Genomic DNA, 16,780 nt, shown 5'->3' with positions numbered 1-16,780 from the left:
TATTATTCTAATATGACCGATGCAAGCTCTCCCTCCGCCACTTCCGTACAGGCGCCTCGATCCAGTCGCGATAAATTGCTGGATAGCGCGATCGCCTGTTTCGATGAACATGGCCTGACGGGTATGACCATCGAGCAGATACGTCGTCACGCAAACAGTAGCGTCGGCTCGATGTATCACCATTTCGGCAATCGCGAGGGCTTGATCGCGGCGCTCTTTCTTCAACTGCTGGACGACCAGATAGCCCGGTCCCGCGCCGAGATCGATGCCGCGACCACGCCACGGCAAACCGTACGCGCACTTGTTCACGGCTATCTGGACTGGGTCACCCATCACCCGGTCGAGGCACGTTTCATGTATGCGGCGCGCAGCGAAGTCGCCACGAGTTCAAGCGCTGGGTCGCTCAAGGAAAAGAACAAGCAACGCTTCGGTCCGCTGCTGGCCGTGCTCAAGACCGGCGTCGAGTCGGGCGACATTCGTTCCCTGCCACGCGAGACGTTCGCCTCGCTACTCGTGGGCCCGAGCGAAAATTATTGCCGGGCCTGGCTGTCCGATCGCGTATCAGGCGCACCGGTAGATCACACGGACGTATTCGTCGAAGCAGCCTGGCGCGCAATCAGCACGTCGCCAATCGATTAGCCGCGGCGCCGCACCAGACCGCGCTGCGGGTCATACCCCCAAACAGCCGCCGCAAAGAACACGACCAGCGTACCGGCAACGACCGCCAGTGATACGGCATTAAGTTGCCCATACAAAGCGAAACGCACCAGCTCGACGCCGTGGGTGAACGGGTTAATACGCGACAGCTGATAGATGACGGTCGCGCCCGACTCCTGCAGCCGCCAGAGCGGATATAACGCGGGCGACAGAAAGAACATCGGGAAGATCACGAAGTTCATGGTGCCGGCGAAGTTTTCCAACTGCTTGATATACACCGACAGCAACAAACCCAACGCGCCGAGCATGAGCCCAGTGAGAATCAGCGCGGGTAGTACGGTGAGCAGGCCCGGCCACCACGGCAGATCGACACCGAACAAGGCACAGACGACAAGAAACGCGTAGGCCTGCAGCACCGACAAAAACGTACCCGCGAGCAGCTTGCAGGCCAGCAGCACCGAGCGCGGCAGGGGTGCGGTGAGCAGCAAACGCATGAGTCCCATTTCACGGTCGTAGACCATGGCCAGCGACGATTGCATGCCGTTGAACAGCAACACCATGCCCAGCAGCCCCGGCACGACATAAACCTGGTACTCGATATAGCTCTCGTAAGGCGGCAGCACGGAGATGCCGAACACGTTCTTGAAGCCCGCGGCAAAGATCAGCAACCACAGACTGGGGCGAACCACCGCCGACGCCAGCCGGCCCCGCTGGTGCATGAACTTGACCGTTTCGCGTGACGAAACCGCCATCAGCGCCTGGAACACGTGGGCGATACGGGCCATGGGTCAGGAACCTTCGTTGCCGGTCGTGAGTTTGCAGGCGGATTCGCGTGGGTCGAAGCCAAGCGTGTCGAGATAATTGTCCGGGTGCAGAAACCCCTCGAGCGGCGCACGAGCGACCACCCAGTTGCCGCTGCCCAACAAGATGGGTTGGCGTAGCTGGCCGTCCCAATCACGAAAGCCCATGCGATACCCTTTGAAGCCATCGAGATTGATGTCGTCGCCGCGGACATAGGCCGCAAGCTGGGCATAGTCGGTGCTGTCGGTGCGCTGCACCGCTTCGACGACCGCTTTCACGGCTACCCAGGCGGCCCAGTCGTAGGCGGTCATATGCCGGTCGGCCTTCTTTTCCAGCCGGTTGTTGAGCTGACGTGCGCCGTGGCGTACCCAGGCCCAATGCCAGGCCTGTGGCACCAGACCACCGCTGCCCACCACCGGCCGCGGCTTCTGGATGGCGAAATTGGCGTTGCGGGCGAACTCACTCTGGGTATCGGCGATATAGACCGCGTCGTAATCGATACCGGAGGTCAGCAGCTTGGGATTGTTCTTGTCGCGTTCACGCGGATTGTTGCCCAGCACGAATTCACGCGTACCGGTGATATTCAAACCGAAACGCTTGGCCGAACGCGCGAACGACTTTGCCAACACCTTGTCTGCGGCCTCGGGACCAACCAGCAGCAACACGTTCTTCCATTGCCGCGAAACCAGATACTGCGCCAACGCATCGTTGCGCATCGCATCCGAGGGGATCGTATGCAGCAGATTCGCCTGGCAGTGGGCACCGCGCAGGCGATCGTCGTGCGCCGCCACGTTGAACAACGTCAGGTCGTCGCCGGCGAACTCGGCGGCCACCCGCGAAACGGTGCCGGCGGGCAGATCGAGCAGGATGAAACGCGTACCCGCATCTCGCATACGGCGCACGTTCTCCAGCACTTCGCGGGTATTGGAAACCAGCGCTTCATCGAGACCGAACTGCACCCCGGCCGCAATCCCCGGAAAGCGTGCTTCGTCGATCGCTACCCGCGCGCCGTCGATCGGCCGTCCCCAGGGTTCGCCCTGGTATTCGCGCTCGATCCGGGCTTCGGAATAGCGCGGGTCGTCGTTCCAGCCGATATAGCCCAGGTCGAAGGTTTTGAGATCCTGCTGGGCGACAGCAACGCTTGGCAACAGACACAGCGCTGCGCCTACCCAAAGACACAGCAACACGGCACGCCGCAATACTGCGTTTATCGAAAGCGTTTCACCGTGCGCCATGATTACTCGGCGACCGTGTCGATGACCACGCTATGCGGCACGCGCCCGGCCGGGATCGATCGCAGTGTCTTGCGCTGGCCGATATCCACGATCGACATATCGTCGGACAACCCGTTGGTGACATAAAGCTGTTTGCCGTCGCGACTCTGAGCAATGCCCCAGGCCCGGTCGCCGACCAGCACATAGTCCTCCACGTCATGCGTTTTCGCGTTCACGAACGCCACGTGATTCGCCCGCCCGAGCGTGACGAACGCGTGCTGCCCATCCTCGGACAACTTGATACCCACGGGTGTGACGTCTTCCGGACGAAAGCCCTGCGGCTTGAACTCGATGGTGTCGCTGACCTTGTTGGTCTGCGTATCAATCAGCGATACCGAGCCGGACAGCTCGTTGGTCACCCACAGCGTGTGACCGTCCTCGGACAGGGCAAAACGCCGCGGCCGGTTGCCGACCACGATATTGGCGTCGATCTCATGGCTGTCGAGGTTCACACGATGCACCATGTTCGCCACTTCGGACGTCACATAGGCCGCCTTACCATCAGGCGTGACCAGCACGCCTTCCGGTTCCTGGCCGACGCCGATCTGGGTGACGGCTTTCTTGGCGCCGATGTCGTAGACGGTGAACTGGGCATCGTCTTCGTTGGAGATATACAGATGCTTGCCATCCGGGCCAATGGCGAAGATTTCCGGATCATCGATATCGGTAAGCCGGTCGGTGACCTTGCCCTGGGCAACGTCGATCACATCGATCGAATCCTCATCGCCACACGCCACGTAGAGCGTGCTGTGATCGGGCGAAAACGCCAGCCAGCGCGGGCGCTCCGACACCGCGATGGTGTCGATCTTGTCCATGCTCTGGCCGTCGAAGACGGTGACCACGTCGTCGTCTTCGCTGGAAACATAGACATTGCCGGTGCCGGCAGCAAACAGCATCGGGCTGGCAGAAAGAACGGCCGCTGCAACGGCGAGCTGGACTTGTTTGTATCGATTGAAACGCATCAAACGGTCTCCTCTTTTTTCTTGGGTGCCTCGCCGGTGAGGGCGAGAAACGCTGCGCCCAGCGAAGTGGTATCGGTTTGTTCACACAACGCACGCGGCGTATCCACGGCAATGCGCTGGCCCTTGTGCAGCACGATCACGCGGTGCGCACGCTCGGCCTCGTCGACCAGATGGGTCGCCCACAGCACACCCATGCCGCGTTCGGCGCAGAGTTTGTGTACATAATCGACCAACAGCTCGCGCGAGCCGGGATCGAGGCCCACGGTCGGCTCGTCCATAAGCAGCAACGCCGGTTCGTGCAGCAGCGCACGCGCCAGCTCGATCTTGCGTCGATTGCCGCCGGACAGTGCCCGCGCCGGGTCTTTCGCGCGTTCGGCTTGGCCGATGCGTGCCAGCTCGTCATCGATACGCGCTTTCGCCTTGGCGCCCATGCCGTGCAGGCGAGCATGAAACTTCAAATTGGCGACCACGCTCAGGTCCAGATCGAGCGTGGGTTGCTGAAAGACGACGCCGAGTTTGGCCAGCGCCGCACGCGAATCGCGACGCATGTTGTATCCAGCCACTTCGATCGCGCCTTCGTCCGGCACGAAAAGCCCCGTGAGCAGTTGAAACAGCGTGCTCTTGCCCGCGCCGTTGGGCCCCAGCAGGGCCACGAACTCGCCCTGCTCGACAGCCAGCGACAGCGTATCGAGGGCTTTCACGGCGCCATAGGATTTACTGACCGCGTCGACTTTGAGGGCGGCTTGGCTCATGCGGTGTCCTCGTCGTAAGTCTGTACCTGGCTTGGGTCGAGTATGCCGGAGAGCAGCTGCGGATAACGCGCGAGCAGCACCTGTTGGGCCGAGGCCACCTCGGCGCTTTCCAGATCCTTGCCGCGAGCGCCCTCGACCGGGTGATCAAGCAGAACGCGGGCCGGCGTATCGCCAAAGAACAGCACGCGATCGGCCAGGGCCAACGCTTCACGCAAATCGTGGGTCACGAACAAGACCAGCGGCCGTTGACGTTCGCACAAGCGCAGCAACGAGCGCCGCAGGCGATTGCCGGTGGGCATGTCCAGCGACACGAACGGCTCGTCCATGAGCAACAGCTGCGGCTCGACGACGAACGCACGTGCGAGCGCCACGCGCCGCTGCATGCCGCCCGATAGATGATTCGGCCAGACGTGTTGCGCTTCACCCAACCCCACCTCTTCGAGAAGCCGCGGCGCATTGGATTGATAGCCCGGCTCGCGGGCCACACGTTCGGCTTCGGCGAGCCTCACGTTATCGAGCGCGTTCAACCACGGCATGAGCCGCGGTTCCTGAAACATCATCCCCATATGCGCAGGCGATTCGCCGACTGCGGATAGCGGCGCGCCGTTCCAGGTGATGTCGCCGTCGTAGTCTGCATCGAGACCGGCGACCAGTGATAGCAACGTGCTCTTGCCCGAGCCGGACGGGCCGACCAGCGCAATGAACTCGCCCGGCGCGGCGTCGATGGTGCATTCACCCAGCACCGGCGCGCCGTCGAAGCGCTTCTCGCGAATATGGATACGCAGCCCGCTCATGTACGCCACCGGGTGAGCCGATGTTCGAGCGGGCGCATGACCAGCCCTTCGACCAGCAACACCACACCGGCAAACGCCAGCGTATAAGCCAGAATGCTGCCGATATCGAAGAACTGGTAGTAAAGGTGTAGCTGAAAGCCCACGCCGTTGCTGCGCCCGAGCAGCTCCACGACAAGCACGATCTTCCAGATCAGCGCCAGGCCGCTGCGCGCCGCGCCCATGAGATAAGGGTAGAGTTGCGGTAGGAACACCTGTCGCAAGGTTACGATCCGGGGCACGCGATACGCCTGGGCCACGGCGAGCAGTTTCGGGTCCACCGCGCGCGCGCCTTCGCGCACCATCACCACCACGGTCGGAATCTTGTTGAGGGCCACGGCAAGTACCGCGGCAACGTCGTTCAAACCGAACCATACATAGCAGAGGATGATAGTCACCAGCGCTGGGATATTCAGTCCCAATACCAGCGCGCCGTCGAACGCGAGATCGAGCTGCTGATAGCGCCCCATCACGATGCCGACTGCGGTACCGATGGCCATCGCCAGCCCAAACGCCACCGCCACGCGCGCCAGGGTGATTGCCAGGTGGTACGGCAGTTCGCCCGACGCCGTATGCACGATCAGCTTGTAGAAAACGGCCAGCGGGCCGGGCAGCACATCGCTGTTCGCGATCAGCGCCACGATCTGCCACAGCAGCGCGAGACCGACCAGCGATGCGGCACGCACAAGCGTCTGTTGCCGCCTCATGCGAAAGCGCACCAGCGGCATGTCATGGCTGGCGATATCCATCCCAGAACACATCGGCCGACAGCTGCGTGACGCCGCCGGTCAACTGGCCATCGCTTTCGGTCGCAAGCAGGTCGAACAACTGCCCGGCCGCCGCAATCTCGGGCGCGCCGTAGCGCTTGATGATACCGGCGCGATAGCCGTCGCGAATCGCGGCGAACACGGCCTCGCTTTCCGGTTTGATCATCGGCTCGAGCGGCGCCCAGGCCTCATCCGACTCGTTCAGCAGGCGCTTGGCATCCTGGCTGGCGGCCAGAAAATGCTGCAGTTCGGTGCGATGTTCGTCGGCCCAGTCTTCGGCGAAAACCCAGCCCAGCAGCGGCGGTACGGTGTCGATGCCCAACCCTGCGAGCATCTGCTCAACGCTGAGCAGCGGCCGCATGCCCAGCGCCGATAGCCGGGCGTTGTAGTGCCAGAAATTCACCGCAGCCGGCAGATCGCCATCGAGCAGCAAGCGATTGATCATCGGCGGCGCCGCAAATGTGGGCTCGACGACGCGTTCGAGATCCATACCCTGCGTTTTCTGCGCATAGGCGCGTAGCAACAACCAGGTTTTGTCGACCGGCCCGCCCGCGATTCCCAGTTTTCTGTTCGCGAGATCGGCGAGCGTTTCCACGCCCGAAGCCGGATTGACCATGACTGCACCCACAGCCAGCGAATACGGCGCGAACTGATAGTTGCGGTTCTCGGCACGCTGGCGTGCCGCCCACAGCCAATCGGACACGATCAGATCGACGCGCCCGCCCTGCAGCGCCACGGCCAGCGCGTTCTCCGAAGCAAGAGGTACGACCTCGATCGCCACATCGTGCTTTTCAGCCAGACCGTTGCGCTGGATCGTCTCCATCTCCCAGCTCACGGTGCCGAACTTGAGCACGCCGACACGCAGCGGGTCAGCCGCATTATCTGGCGTATCGGCGGAACAGCCGACCAGCCACGCCGCCAGTAGGATCAAACCTGCCAGCCACAAACGCGTTGCAACACGCGCGGGTGTAGTCATGGAATCTCCTGCCGGTATCCCGGTCGCACCGCCTCGACACCGTCGCCATGGTCGACGTTTTGCCGACCGAGTTATTAGCAATCCCGCCACGCTCGATCGCAGGACGCGGATATATTGTTGTTTGCAAGTCTAAATTGCCCGCTAACGGTTGCTGCACGCAAGCCCGCGGATAGTCGCAGGCGGACAATGGCAGCCGGCGCACGCGGCTGACGACACGATCTTCCACGAACGCCGACAACGATGCACTGCCAAGCACAGCGCCCTCTCTTGCCGGGCGACAGCGGCGAGCGTAGTTTCAAAACGATGAGCTATCGCGTACTCGCCGTGACAATGATGCTGATCGCGTTCAGCGTAGGGCGCGCCGGTGCAGCCGCTGCCGAAGGCGAAACGCTTGCCGGCGCCTGTACCGCCTGCCACGGCTCGCAAGGCCAGTCCACCGGCGCGGTGCCGTCTCTGGCCGGCCTGGACAAACCCATGTTCATCGCACGCATGCAGGCGTTTCGCGACGGCGCCGGCACGATCATGAATCGAATCGCGCCAGCCTACGACGACGCCCAGATCACGGCGCTCGCCGACTATTTCGCCGCTACCGATAGCGCGGCCGAAGAACATCGTCGTGCCCCGTAACAACCGGCGACGCCTGCTGCGCGGGCTCGCCGGCGCCGCTGCACTGAGTGTGCTCGGCCTACCGGTAGGTCGCGCCGGCGCGGCGCCACCCCAGGTGGTCATCGCGGGCGGCGGTTTCGCGGGTGCCACTTGCGCACTTGCACTGCGCCGGTTTGCGCCGTCGGTTCGCGTGACGCTCGTCGATCGCCAGGACAGTTTTGTGACCGGACCCTTCTGCAATACGGTCATCGCCGGGCTACGCCCAGTGTCGGCGATCACCCAGACCCACGAGGGGCTAAGCGCGGCGGGAGTCAAAGTCGTGCATGCCGATATCGATGGCGTCGAGCCGACGGCACGCCGTATCCGCCTGGGCGATGGTCGAACGATTGCCGGCGACCGGCTGATTATCGCCCCCGGTATCGATTTCGAGTGGGACGCAATCGACGGTTATGGCCCCGACCATGTCGAGCGCATTCCCCATGCCTGGCCCGGCGGCGCCCGCCAGTTGCGCACACTGCGCGATCAGCTACGCGCGATGCCCGACAACGGACGCGTGATTATCAGCACGCCGGACAACCCCTATCGCTGCCCGCCCGGGCCCTACGAGCGCGCCAGCCTGATTGCCCATTTCCTCAAGCAGCACAGACCCGACGCCGATGTGCTGATCCTCGATGCGAAGGATCATTTTTCCAAGGAACCGTTGTTTCGCACCGGCTGGGGCGCACGCTACGGCGAACGCGTGCAATGGCGCGGCGGGCGCCGCGCGGGGGGGCGCGGGTGGTCGAAGTGGATGCCACAAGCAAGCGTGTGCGTACCGCGGGCGGCGACGAATACTCAGCCGATGTGCTCAATATCATTCCGCCCCAGAAAGCCGGCCGCCTGGCAGCCGATGCCGGGCTGACCGATGCCGCCGGTTGGGTGCCGGTCGCCGGCCACGATTTTTCGGTGCCGGGCCACGAGGGCGTGCATGTCATTGGCGATGCTGCGCGCGCCGAGCCCATGCCCAAATCGGCCTACGCGGCCAACATGCAGGCCAAGCTGTGTGCGCATGCGATAGCGCGACAACTGGCCGGCGAACCCGCCGCTGAGACAAGACTGATCAACGCCTGCTACAGCCTGGTGGCACCGGACTACGGCATCAGCGTAACCGAGGTGTATACGCTCGACGGCGATACACTGACCGCCATTGCCAACGCCGGTGGTATTTCAGCCCTGGCCGCCGACCCCGACACGCGCGCGGCCGAGGCCGATTATGCGCGCTCGTGGTATCACAACATCGTGCACGACAGCTTCGGCTGACCGGTGCCTGCTCGATAGAACATCGTGCTTACGAGAACAACAAAAGATCGCGCGCTCGGCGCGACAACGCTGCGAGAGGATGAGCCATGGCGGTATCGCTGACCCGCTTCAAAACCGCTCGGCCCGGGGCCGGCTCGGGCCATGTATTCCAGCAATGGCTGATCATGACCGGCGTGCTGGTCTTCGTGCTGTGGGTGGCCCAGCAATACAACGTGCTGACAACGCTCGTCGCTGGCGACATGACCCGCGTGAGCCTGCTCATCAGCCTGATATTCATCGTCACCTGGGGCTATTGCGGCATACGCAGCGCCTGGCTCTCGCGCGAGACCGCGCGCTTCGAGCGGGTGATACGTGACGTGGACAACGGCGCGCGCTTGCAGCGCAGCGATACGGGCGCGCTCACCGTCGATGACCGCATCCAGCCCGAAAGCGCCGCCAGCGCCTATCTTGCGTCGCTGCTGCAGTTGCGCTCCCACCGCGATGGCCCACCGCCGGATACGGTGGTCGATGTGCTGGGCGAGCGCCTGGCCGGCGCCCACGAAATGGGCTGGTTCATCTGCGGCGCCCTCATCAAGCTAGGGCTGCTGGGCACGGTGATCGGTTTCATCGTCATGCTGGCCACGGTTAACAGCACCCAGTCTTTCGATGTGGCCGCGATTCAGCAATTGCTCGTCGGTATGAGCCAGGGCATGCGCGTGGCGCTCTATACCACCCTCGTCGGCCTGACCACGAGCATGGTGCTGAGCCTGCAATACCTGCTGCTCGACCGCGCCGCCGACCGCCTGCAGGCCCGCATTGTGACCTTCGCCCAAGACCAGCGCCTGGGCTGATTGCGCCATGGCCTTTCGGCGCAAACGCCGCCATAGCGATACCGACCCGTTTACCGATCTGCTGTTCAATGCACTGCTGGGTTTTACCTTCATGTTCCTGATCGCGGTGTTCTTCCTGAACCCGCCCGCGAAGACCGGCGAAATCCCCGCCAAGGCGGAATACATCATCACCGCAACCTGGGAATCGGGGCGTCCGGATGATGTCGATCTGTGGGTGCAGGGCCCCGGCGGCGACAAGGTGTGGTACCTGAATCCGGAAGCCGGGATGATGAATCTCGATCGCGACGACCGCGGCCTGATCAACGATGAAATGATCGTCGACGGCCAGCGCATCACCAACGAACTCAACCAGGAAATCGTGACCATCCGCGGGCGGGCGCCGGGCGAATATGTGGTCAATCTGCAGTATTACGACTCGAAGACCGGGCAGCCGATCCTCGCCGATGTGGTGGTCAGCCGGATCAACCCACGCCTGCAGATTGTCTTCAAGGATCAGGTCGCGCTCGATTATCCCGGCCAGGAACATACGGCGGTGCGTTTTACCGTGAACCCCGATGGTTCGGTGAGCAATGTGAACACACTGGCCAAGTCGATCGTGCAATGACACCCGCTTCGCACGCGCCAACACACAACGAGGACCGACGATGACACAGACTCTCTGGCTGCTCGGCGGCGCCTATGTGGCTCTCGGCGTACTGGTGCTCGCGCTCAATATCCGCAGCGGCTGGCCACTGTGGGTGCGCCTGGGCTGTATCGTGCTGGTGAGCGCCCTGTATTTCGTCACCTGGCATTCGTTGCAGGATCTACGCGGCTGGCCGGCGCGTATGTCGCTGCCGCATCACTTTCTGCTCAATGCATCGTCGGTGCTCGAGCCGGATGAAAGCCAGGGCGCGGCCGGGCGGATCTATCTATGGATCACACCGATCGTCAACGACGAGCCCAGCGGCATACCACGAGCCTTCACCCTGCCCTACGACCGTGAGCTGCATACGCGGCTGGAGCGGGCACGCGACGCCATGCGCAACGGCCAGCTGCAGATGGGTACGGCCGATCGCAGCGACGGCGAGCGCGTGGTCAGCGAAGACAATACCTTTGCGCCCGATCATCAGAACATCGAGCTGCGCGATCTGCCCGAACCCATGCTGCCGGAGAAATAGCCGTGCGCGCTGTATTCCGACTGGCAAACGTATTGTCCGCAGCATGGCTTGGCACCGTATTGGTCGGCTGCGGCGCCCAGCCCGATGCCGATGCGCTTTACCCGCTCGAACCGGGCCTGCGCTGGGAGTACAGCGTGGTGACCGAACGCAAGGGGGCCGCCCCCGAACGCAGCACGCGCACCATGGAGAACGTCGAGCGCCGCCGCTTTGCCGGCGAGCCGGGCATCGCGATCCGTCGCAACGAAAACGGCAGCCGCTACTACCTGGCCGAGCGTGATGACGGTTATTACCGCGTGGCCGTTAAATCGGTCGCCAGCCACACGCCGATCATGGATCAACCCGAAACCAAGATCCTGCCGCTACCGGCGACGGTGGGTACGAGCTGGCGCGAGCCGGCCCATGCCTATCTGCTGGATCGCGCCCGGACCTTCATCAGCGAACACGCGCCGGGCAATACGGTCACGCTGGACTACCGTATCGAGGCCGACGACGTTGCCGTGGACGTACCCGCCGGACGCTTCCAGCGCTGCGTGCTGGCTGTCGGCACCGCGCATTTTCATCTGGGCGCCGGTGCCGGGTTCGCGCCCTCCGAGGTCCCTATCGAGCAACGCGAATGGTATTGCCCGGGCGTGGGCCTGGCCCGCCTGGAGCGCGACGAACGCCTGACCAGCGAACAGCGCATGATTACCGGCGGGCATATCAGCATGAAGCTCACCCGTGCACCGGGCCGCTGAACGGCAAACGGGCAGCACTCGTCAGTCTTGCGACGGGTCGAGCGTCGCTCGCTCCAGGGCCGGATAGAGATAGCTTACCGAACGCCGATACTCGGCCGGCTGTACTGCCAACGCAGCCCAGCGCGGCGACAGCGGTTCGAACATCACCTCGGCAGCACTCTCGCCACGCGCGGCGGCCTGTTGCAGCCGATCTTTCAGCCAGGCCAGATAATCCGCGGTCTGGGCCAACGGCGCCGTATCGTATGCGACCGGCCCATGACCGGGGACCACGATCCTGAAGCCGCTTTCGCCCGCCGCGGCAAGCGCCCGTTGCCAACCGGCGATATCGCCATGCGGCGTGGCCGGCGCCCGATTATTGAAAACCACGTCGCCGGCAAAGAGCACGCCGGTCGTTCGATCCAGAATCATCAGATCGGCCGGGCTATGGCCCGCCGCGGCGATAAGTTCGAGCCGGTGATTACCGTAGTCGATACGCGTGCTCGTGGCCGCGTCGAGCGCGAGCGTCTCGTTCGGCACCACGGGCGCGGTGCCGCGCATGGCCGCGCCGACGAGATCGTAGAGATGGCTCGCCATGTCCTCGCCGGCACTGCGAATACTCTCTTCGGTGGCCGGTAGTGCCGCGATCGGCACATCCTCGAAAGCGTTGTTGCCGAGAAAGTGGTCAGCATGGGCATGGGTGATATAGACCCGTACAACGGGCTGGTCGGTAACCTCTGCAATCGCCGTGCGCATGGCTTCGCCATAGAGCCGGGACGGGCCCGTATCGACCACCACCACGCCTTTTTCGCTGACGATGAAGCCGCTATTGGCCACGGCGCCGTGATTGTCGAAATCGAATCCTTCAAGCGCGCCGATGAACACATAGGTATCGGGGGCGATTTGTTGTGGCGTCAACGCATAATAATCGCTGGCCCAGGCGCCAACGGGGCTCAGGGCAAGCAGCAGACAGGCGAGAAAAACACGCATTACGGCGCCTCGTCTTCGGCATTCATGGCAACGTGTGTTCGATAGCGATTGCCCCAGTCGTCGCGGGCTTCGATTCGCAACGCCTCACGGCTGGGTATATCCAGCGTGAACAGGCTGGCGCGGGCAAGCGGGCTGCCGGGCACGAGGCGCGCCTGAAGCCGGCCTTGCGTATCGCGAACGGTGATTTCCTCGACAACGGCCGTGCTGCGCGTCGCGATATCCGATGTCTGCCTGGGCACAACGACACGCAACTTGAGCCGCTGACGGTCGTTGGCACGAGCCCAGCTGCGCGCTTCAATACGGCCCTCGAATGCAAGATCGGCGCTCGCCGCTGGCGTAACGCTGGGCGCGGCACAGCCGCCGCCCTGCCCGTCCACCCAGGCGCCGCCGATATGCCATACGCCGTCGCCCGTGCGCACTGCCGCGCGCAGCGGCGTGGCCTGGGCCACCTCGAAGCTGAAGCCGATCGAGGGCGCGGCATTCGCCGGAAAATAATCCAGCACCCTGCTATGGGCGCTGGCGTCGGCGATCACCCGGATCTGGGTGACATCGTTCAGGCCCTGCACACGGATCTGTACCGGGGTGGCCTGCGGGTCCTGTGCGTGATCCGGAACGAGAACCTGCACGCGCTCGTCGAATACCACCGGCGCGTCACGAAAATGCTGGGCCACCATATAGCGCCACCGCGATGACTCCAGCGGATCGTGAACGATCGTATCGACCCCGGCCGCGCTTGCAACCGACGCACAACTCAGCGCATACAGCCCCGCCAGCAAGATGCACACAGCAGGCCGCGACAGTAGTCGGCCGCGATCAGCCATCGATCGCATGCAGCCGTGCCAGACGCGACGCGCCCGGCGGATGGGTCGCAAACAGCGCGGCGTACCAGCGATCCATGGTCGGCGCGGTCAGGTTGTTGGCGAGCAGTTTCTCCAAAGCCGAGATCAGCGCTGCGGCATCAGCATGTTCGGCTGCATAGGCATCGGCTTCGTATTCATAGCGCCGCCGACGGGCCGACTGCCAAAACTGCAGCGGCCAGCCGAGCGCAGGCAGAAGCAAATATGCTGCAACCACAAGTTCAGCCGGCGCTGGCGACAGATTCATCATCGCCGCGACAGCTCCGAGCGCCAGATAAGCGCCGAACAACAACGCAGCCTGGCTGGCGTAGAAGCGCTGCAGATGACCACAGCGGTAATGACCCAGCTCGTGGGCCATCACGGCTTCCAGTTCGGCGGCCGACAACTGCGCGATCAGCGTATCCGAGAGCACCACCCGTTTACTGCGCCCCAGGCCCGTGAAATACGCATTGGCAACACGTGAACGACGCGAGGTATCGACAACCAGCACCTGCTCCAGATGCGTGCCACAGCGCTGCATCATGGCCTCGAGGCGTTGGCGTAATTCGCCGGCCTCGAGCGGCTTGAAGCGTTCGAACAGCGGCGCGATCAGATTCGGGCGCGCCCAGAACAACAGCGCAGCCCCCGCAATCAACAGCCCGCCGCTTATCGGCCAGGCCCAGCCGAATGCCCAGAACGAAAACGGCCAGAGTACCCATGCAGCCGCCAGCGTCGCGATGACGGTGTTGAGGGCGACTCGGCGGCCGCTATCGAGGGCTACGGTGGCCATACCACTTCGCGACATGCCGCCCGCACGCTCGGCAAACCACCAGCGCGCCCAGGCACGTACCTCGCACAGCAGCTGATCGGCGATAGCGAAGACGGCCACGAACACCAGCGCACCCGCTTCGCCATAGGCCTCGACGCTTGCATACAGAGCACCAAGCGCACCGGTCGCAAGCCACAGGACCACACGTACGATACGTTCGACGCCGGCCAGCCACTGAAACAGCGCACGCTGCTGGCCGTAACGGCTGCGCGACCCCGTACCCGGCGCGTCGCCGGCGAGATGCCGCCACTGGCGGGCACAGACCACGGCCTCGAACAACAACCCGGCCAACAGCCAGGTCGCAACAAGCAAAAACAAGGGCGTGTGCGCCATCTCTATCGCTCGCCCCGCCGCCTGCCGGCACTCGCCTCACCCGGTGCAAGCAAAGACAGCACCCGGCTTACGTCGTATTTGACCTGATCGACCAGCGGCGTAGTGTGAATCGCAAACCGGCGTACGCGCCGGTCAATAACAGGCAATACGCCCATTAACGAATTCGAATTCATTGCGAGACGAGGAATATTCATGAGCATCACGATACATCCCAGCGTGGACAAAGGCATAAAGCCCGCCGCCGACAATTTTTCCGGCGGCACGCTGAAATGCAAGTGCAGCAGCGATCCGGTGCAAGTCAAGGTTTCATCGCAGTGTGCGCATAACCATGTCTGCGGTTGCACGATGTGTTGGAAACCCGAAGGTGCGACGTTTGCCCAGATTGCGGTCGTACCCAGCGACAGCGTCAAGGTCAGCGAGAACGAGAAAAAACTCAAGGTCGTCAACGAAGACGCGGCCATCAAGCGCCACGCCTGTACGGATTGTGGCGCCCACATGTACGGGCATATCGAAGACAGCAAGCACCCGTTCTACGGTCTCGACTTCATCCATACCGAACTGTCCGATGAGGACGGCTGGGAACCGCCGCAGTTCGCGGCATTCGTATCGTCGATTATCGAAGCCGGTACCGATCCGAACAAGATGGGCGAAATCCGGCGCCATCTGCACGACCAGGGCCTCGAACCGTACGACTGCCTATCACCCACGCTCATGGATGTGATCGCCACCCATACCGCGAAACAAAAAGGCGTGCTCTAGCAAACCGATCGCCGGCCCGCGTTCATGCGGGCCGGCGGTATCGCCCGGCGCGCACTACTGCCGAACGCGCAAAAGTCTTTTACTTCCGGCAGTTCAGTGACTATCCGCATTCCCGACCCTAGTCGCCGCGTGTACGATGAATGCCTGCAGTTTCGAGAAACTAACGAGCGCATCATGAAAGCACTGACCTGGCACGGTACCCACGACGTCCGCGTCGACAACGTCGACGATCCGAAAATCCAGCAGGATCGCGACGCGATCATCAAGATTACCGCCACTGCGATCTGTGGTTCCGATCTGCATCTCTACAACGGTCTGATGGCCGGCATGCAGGAAGGTGACGTTCTCGGCCACGAGTTCATGGGCGAGGTTGTGGAAACCGGCTCGGCCGTGAACAACCTGAAGAAAGGCGACCGCGTGGTCGTACCTTTCACCATTTCTTGTGGCAGCTGCTTTTTCTGCAACAAGCATCTGTATTCGCTGTGCGACAACTCCAACCCGAACGCCGATCAGGCGGCCGAAGTAATGGGGCATTCGCCGGCAGCGCTGTTCGGCTACTCGCACCTGCTGGGCGGCATTCCCGGCGGCCAGGCCGAATACGTGCGTGTGCCCTATGCCGATATCGGCCCGATCAAGGTCGAGTCCGACCTGCGTGACGACCAACTGCTGTTCCTGTCGGACATCTACCCGACCGGCTATCAGGCGGTCGACCAGTGCGACATGGAAGCCGGCGACACGGTCGCCATCTGGGGCTGCGGCCCGGTCGGCCAGTTCGCGATTCGCAGCGCCTGGATGATGGGCGCGGGCCGCGTGATCGCGATCGATCGCGTACCCGAGCGCCTGAAGCTGGCCAGTGAAAAAGCCGGCGCCGAGGTGATCAACTTCGAAGAAGAAGACGTCTACAGCAAGCTGCTGGACATGACCGGTGGGCGCGGCCCGGATTGCGGCATCGACTGTGTCGGCGCTGAGGCCCACGGTCAGGGTGATCCAGAGGCGGTACGCCGCACCGCGGATTCCACCGAAGACAACCACCCGCATGCGATCAACGAAATGATCATGTCCGTTCGCAAGGGCGGGCGGCTGTCCCTACCCGGCGTCTATACCGATAAAGTCGACGGCTTCGCGATCAACGCGCTGATGAACAAGTCGCTATCGGTCAAAGGTGGGCAAACCCATATGCAGGGTTATCTCAAGCCGCTGCTGAACACTGTGGAACAAGGCCTGATCGATCCGTCCTTCATCATCACGCATCGCTACGGTCTCACCGAAGCGCCGGAGGCCTATGCCAATTTCAATGCCAAACAGGACGGTTGCATCAAGGTGGTGATGACGCCGTGATAAAGGCTACGTGACACAGCAGCACAGCCTTGCGGCTTAAATAAAAAAGGGGCGATAAATCGCCCCTTTTTCTT

General features: G+C 62.9%; 20 protein-coding genes. 10 read left to right on the top strand and 10 right to left on the bottom strand.

Annotated features, from left to right (window positions below; all coding sequences use genetic code 11):
• Positions 1–12 precede the first annotated feature (12 nt).
• Positions 13–639: a TetR/AcrR family transcriptional regulator gene (locus SSPSH_RS06710; protein ID WP_021031522.1), complete on the top strand. Its 627-nt coding sequence runs from the start codon at positions 13–15 to the stop codon at positions 637–639.
• On the opposite strand, the gene SSPSH_RS06705 is transcribed toward SSPSH_RS06710, so the two are convergent.
• From SSPSH_RS06705 to SSPSH_RS06675, 7 genes are read right to left on the bottom strand one after another with little or no spacing between them, the layout of a single operon-like run.
• A complete protein-coding gene (locus tag SSPSH_RS06705; RefSeq protein ID WP_006912919.1) occupies positions 636–1,442 on the bottom strand; it encodes an ABC transporter permease in 807 nt (268 codons plus the stop codon). The genes SSPSH_RS06710 and SSPSH_RS06705 overlap by 4 nt on opposite strands.
• A 3-nt stretch (positions 1,443–1,445) precedes the next feature.
• Positions 1,446–2,693: a type 1 periplasmic-binding domain-containing protein gene (locus SSPSH_RS06700; protein ID WP_006912918.1), complete on the bottom strand. Its 1,248-nt coding sequence runs from the start codon at positions 2,691–2,693 to the stop codon at positions 1,446–1,448.
• Positions 2,694–2,695: 2 nt separating this feature from the next.
• On the bottom strand, positions 2,696–3,694 hold the full coding sequence (locus SSPSH_RS06695) for a PQQ-dependent catabolism-associated beta-propeller protein (protein WP_006912917.1): 999 nt from the start codon (positions 3,692–3,694) through the stop codon (positions 2,696–2,698).
• Positions 3,694–4,446: an ABC transporter ATP-binding protein gene (locus tag SSPSH_RS06690; protein ID WP_006912916.1), complete on the bottom strand. Its 753-nt coding sequence runs from the start codon at positions 4,444–4,446 to the stop codon at positions 3,694–3,696. Before SSPSH_RS06690 ends, SSPSH_RS06695 begins: the two co-directional genes overlap by 1 nt.
• Positions 4,443–5,240 (bottom strand): ABC transporter ATP-binding protein, encoded by a 798-nt coding sequence (locus SSPSH_RS06685; protein WP_006912915.1) that lies wholly within the window; start codon positions 5,238–5,240, stop codon positions 4,443–4,445. The genes SSPSH_RS06690 and SSPSH_RS06685 overlap by 4 nt, the downstream gene beginning before the upstream one ends.
• Entirely contained in the window at positions 5,237–6,025 is a 789-nt protein-coding gene (locus tag SSPSH_RS06680) for an ABC transporter permease (RefSeq protein ID WP_006912914.1), read from the bottom strand. Before SSPSH_RS06680 ends, SSPSH_RS06685 begins: the two co-directional genes overlap by 4 nt.
• Complete coding sequence (locus tag SSPSH_RS06675; protein ID WP_021031521.1) at positions 6,006–7,019, bottom strand: ABC transporter substrate-binding protein; 1,014 nt, start codon at positions 7,017–7,019, stop codon at positions 6,006–6,008. The genes SSPSH_RS06680 and SSPSH_RS06675 overlap by 20 nt, the downstream gene beginning before the upstream one ends.
• A gap of 303 nt (positions 7,020–7,322) precedes the next feature.
• Between SSPSH_RS06675 and SSPSH_RS06670 the strand changes: the two genes are divergently transcribed.
• From SSPSH_RS06670 to SSPSH_RS06645, 7 genes are all read left to right on the top strand, one after another.
• Positions 7,323–7,646: a c-type cytochrome gene (locus tag SSPSH_RS06670; RefSeq protein WP_051339773.1), complete on the top strand. Its 324-nt coding sequence runs from the start codon at positions 7,323–7,325 to the stop codon at positions 7,644–7,646.
• Positions 7,636–8,526 carry an FAD-dependent oxidoreductase gene (locus SSPSH_RS06665; protein ID WP_021031520.1) on the top strand — a complete coding sequence of 297 codons (891 nt, stop codon included), beginning with the start codon at positions 7,636–7,638 and terminating at the stop codon, positions 8,524–8,526. Before SSPSH_RS06670 ends, SSPSH_RS06665 begins: the two co-directional genes overlap by 11 nt.
• Positions 8,469–8,924 carry an FCSD flavin-binding domain-containing protein gene (locus SSPSH_RS17835; RefSeq protein WP_006912910.1) on the top strand — a complete coding sequence of 152 codons (456 nt, stop codon included), beginning with the start codon at positions 8,469–8,471 and terminating at the stop codon, positions 8,922–8,924. The genes SSPSH_RS06665 and SSPSH_RS17835 overlap by 58 nt, the downstream gene beginning before the upstream one ends.
• Before the next feature lie 86 nt (positions 8,925–9,010).
• Positions 9,011–9,754 carry a MotA/TolQ/ExbB proton channel family protein gene (locus SSPSH_RS06660; protein WP_006912909.1) on the top strand — a complete coding sequence of 248 codons (744 nt, stop codon included), beginning with the start codon at positions 9,011–9,013 and terminating at the stop codon, positions 9,752–9,754.
• A gap of 7 nt (positions 9,755–9,761) precedes the next feature.
• Positions 9,762–10,358, top strand: coding sequence for a hypothetical protein (locus SSPSH_RS06655; RefSeq protein WP_006912908.1), 597 nt, complete (start codon positions 9,762–9,764; stop codon positions 10,356–10,358).
• Between the two features lie 40 nt (positions 10,359–10,398).
• The gene (locus SSPSH_RS06650) at positions 10,399–10,911 is read left to right on the top strand and encodes a hypothetical protein (protein WP_006912907.1); all 513 of its coding nucleotides are present in this window, start codon (positions 10,399–10,401) and stop codon (positions 10,909–10,911) included.
• 2 nt (positions 10,912–10,913) lie between these two features.
• Positions 10,914–11,645, top strand: coding sequence for a hypothetical protein (locus SSPSH_RS06645; RefSeq protein ID WP_021031519.1), 732 nt, complete (start codon positions 10,914–10,916; stop codon positions 11,643–11,645).
• A gap of 21 nt (positions 11,646–11,666) precedes the next feature.
• Here SSPSH_RS06645 and SSPSH_RS06640 read toward each other — a convergent pair whose 3' ends face one another.
• From SSPSH_RS06640 to SSPSH_RS17830, 3 genes are read right to left on the bottom strand one after another with little or no spacing between them, the layout of a single operon-like run.
• On the bottom strand, positions 11,667–12,611 hold the full coding sequence (locus SSPSH_RS06640; protein WP_006912905.1) for a quinoprotein relay system zinc metallohydrolase 1: 945 nt from the start codon (positions 12,609–12,611) through the stop codon (positions 11,667–11,669).
• Positions 12,611–13,396, bottom strand: coding sequence for a thiosulfate oxidation carrier protein SoxY (locus tag SSPSH_RS06635; RefSeq protein WP_161627812.1), 786 nt, complete (start codon positions 13,394–13,396; stop codon positions 12,611–12,613). The genes SSPSH_RS06640 and SSPSH_RS06635 overlap by 1 nt, the downstream gene beginning before the upstream one ends.
• A gap of 28 nt (positions 13,397–13,424) precedes the next feature.
• Positions 13,425–14,609, bottom strand: coding sequence for a M48 family metalloprotease (locus SSPSH_RS17830; protein ID WP_006912903.1), 1,185 nt, complete (start codon positions 14,607–14,609; stop codon positions 13,425–13,427).
• Positions 14,610–14,801: 192 nt separating this feature from the next.
• Between SSPSH_RS17830 and gfa the strand changes: the two genes are divergently transcribed.
• Both gfa and SSPSH_RS06620 read left to right on the top strand, forming a co-directional pair.
• Positions 14,802–15,368 carry an S-(hydroxymethyl)glutathione synthase gene (gfa, locus tag SSPSH_RS06625; protein WP_006912902.1) on the top strand — a complete coding sequence of 189 codons (567 nt, stop codon included), beginning with the start codon at positions 14,802–14,804 and terminating at the stop codon, positions 15,366–15,368.
• 174 nt (positions 15,369–15,542) lie between these two features.
• On the top strand, positions 15,543–16,706 hold the full coding sequence (locus SSPSH_RS06620) for a zinc-dependent alcohol dehydrogenase (RefSeq protein ID WP_006912901.1): 1,164 nt from the start codon (positions 15,543–15,545) through the stop codon (positions 16,704–16,706).
• The last annotated feature ends 74 nt before the right edge of the window (positions 16,707–16,780 follow it).

Origin of the sequence: Salinisphaera shabanensis E1L3A (assembly GCF_000215955.2) — a bacterium.
GTDB lineage: Bacteria > Pseudomonadota > Gammaproteobacteria > Nevskiales > Salinisphaeraceae > Salinisphaera > Salinisphaera shabanensis.
The sequence above is the reverse complement of the archived record's forward strand: the minus strand, read 5'-3'. Positions and strand labels throughout refer to the sequence as shown.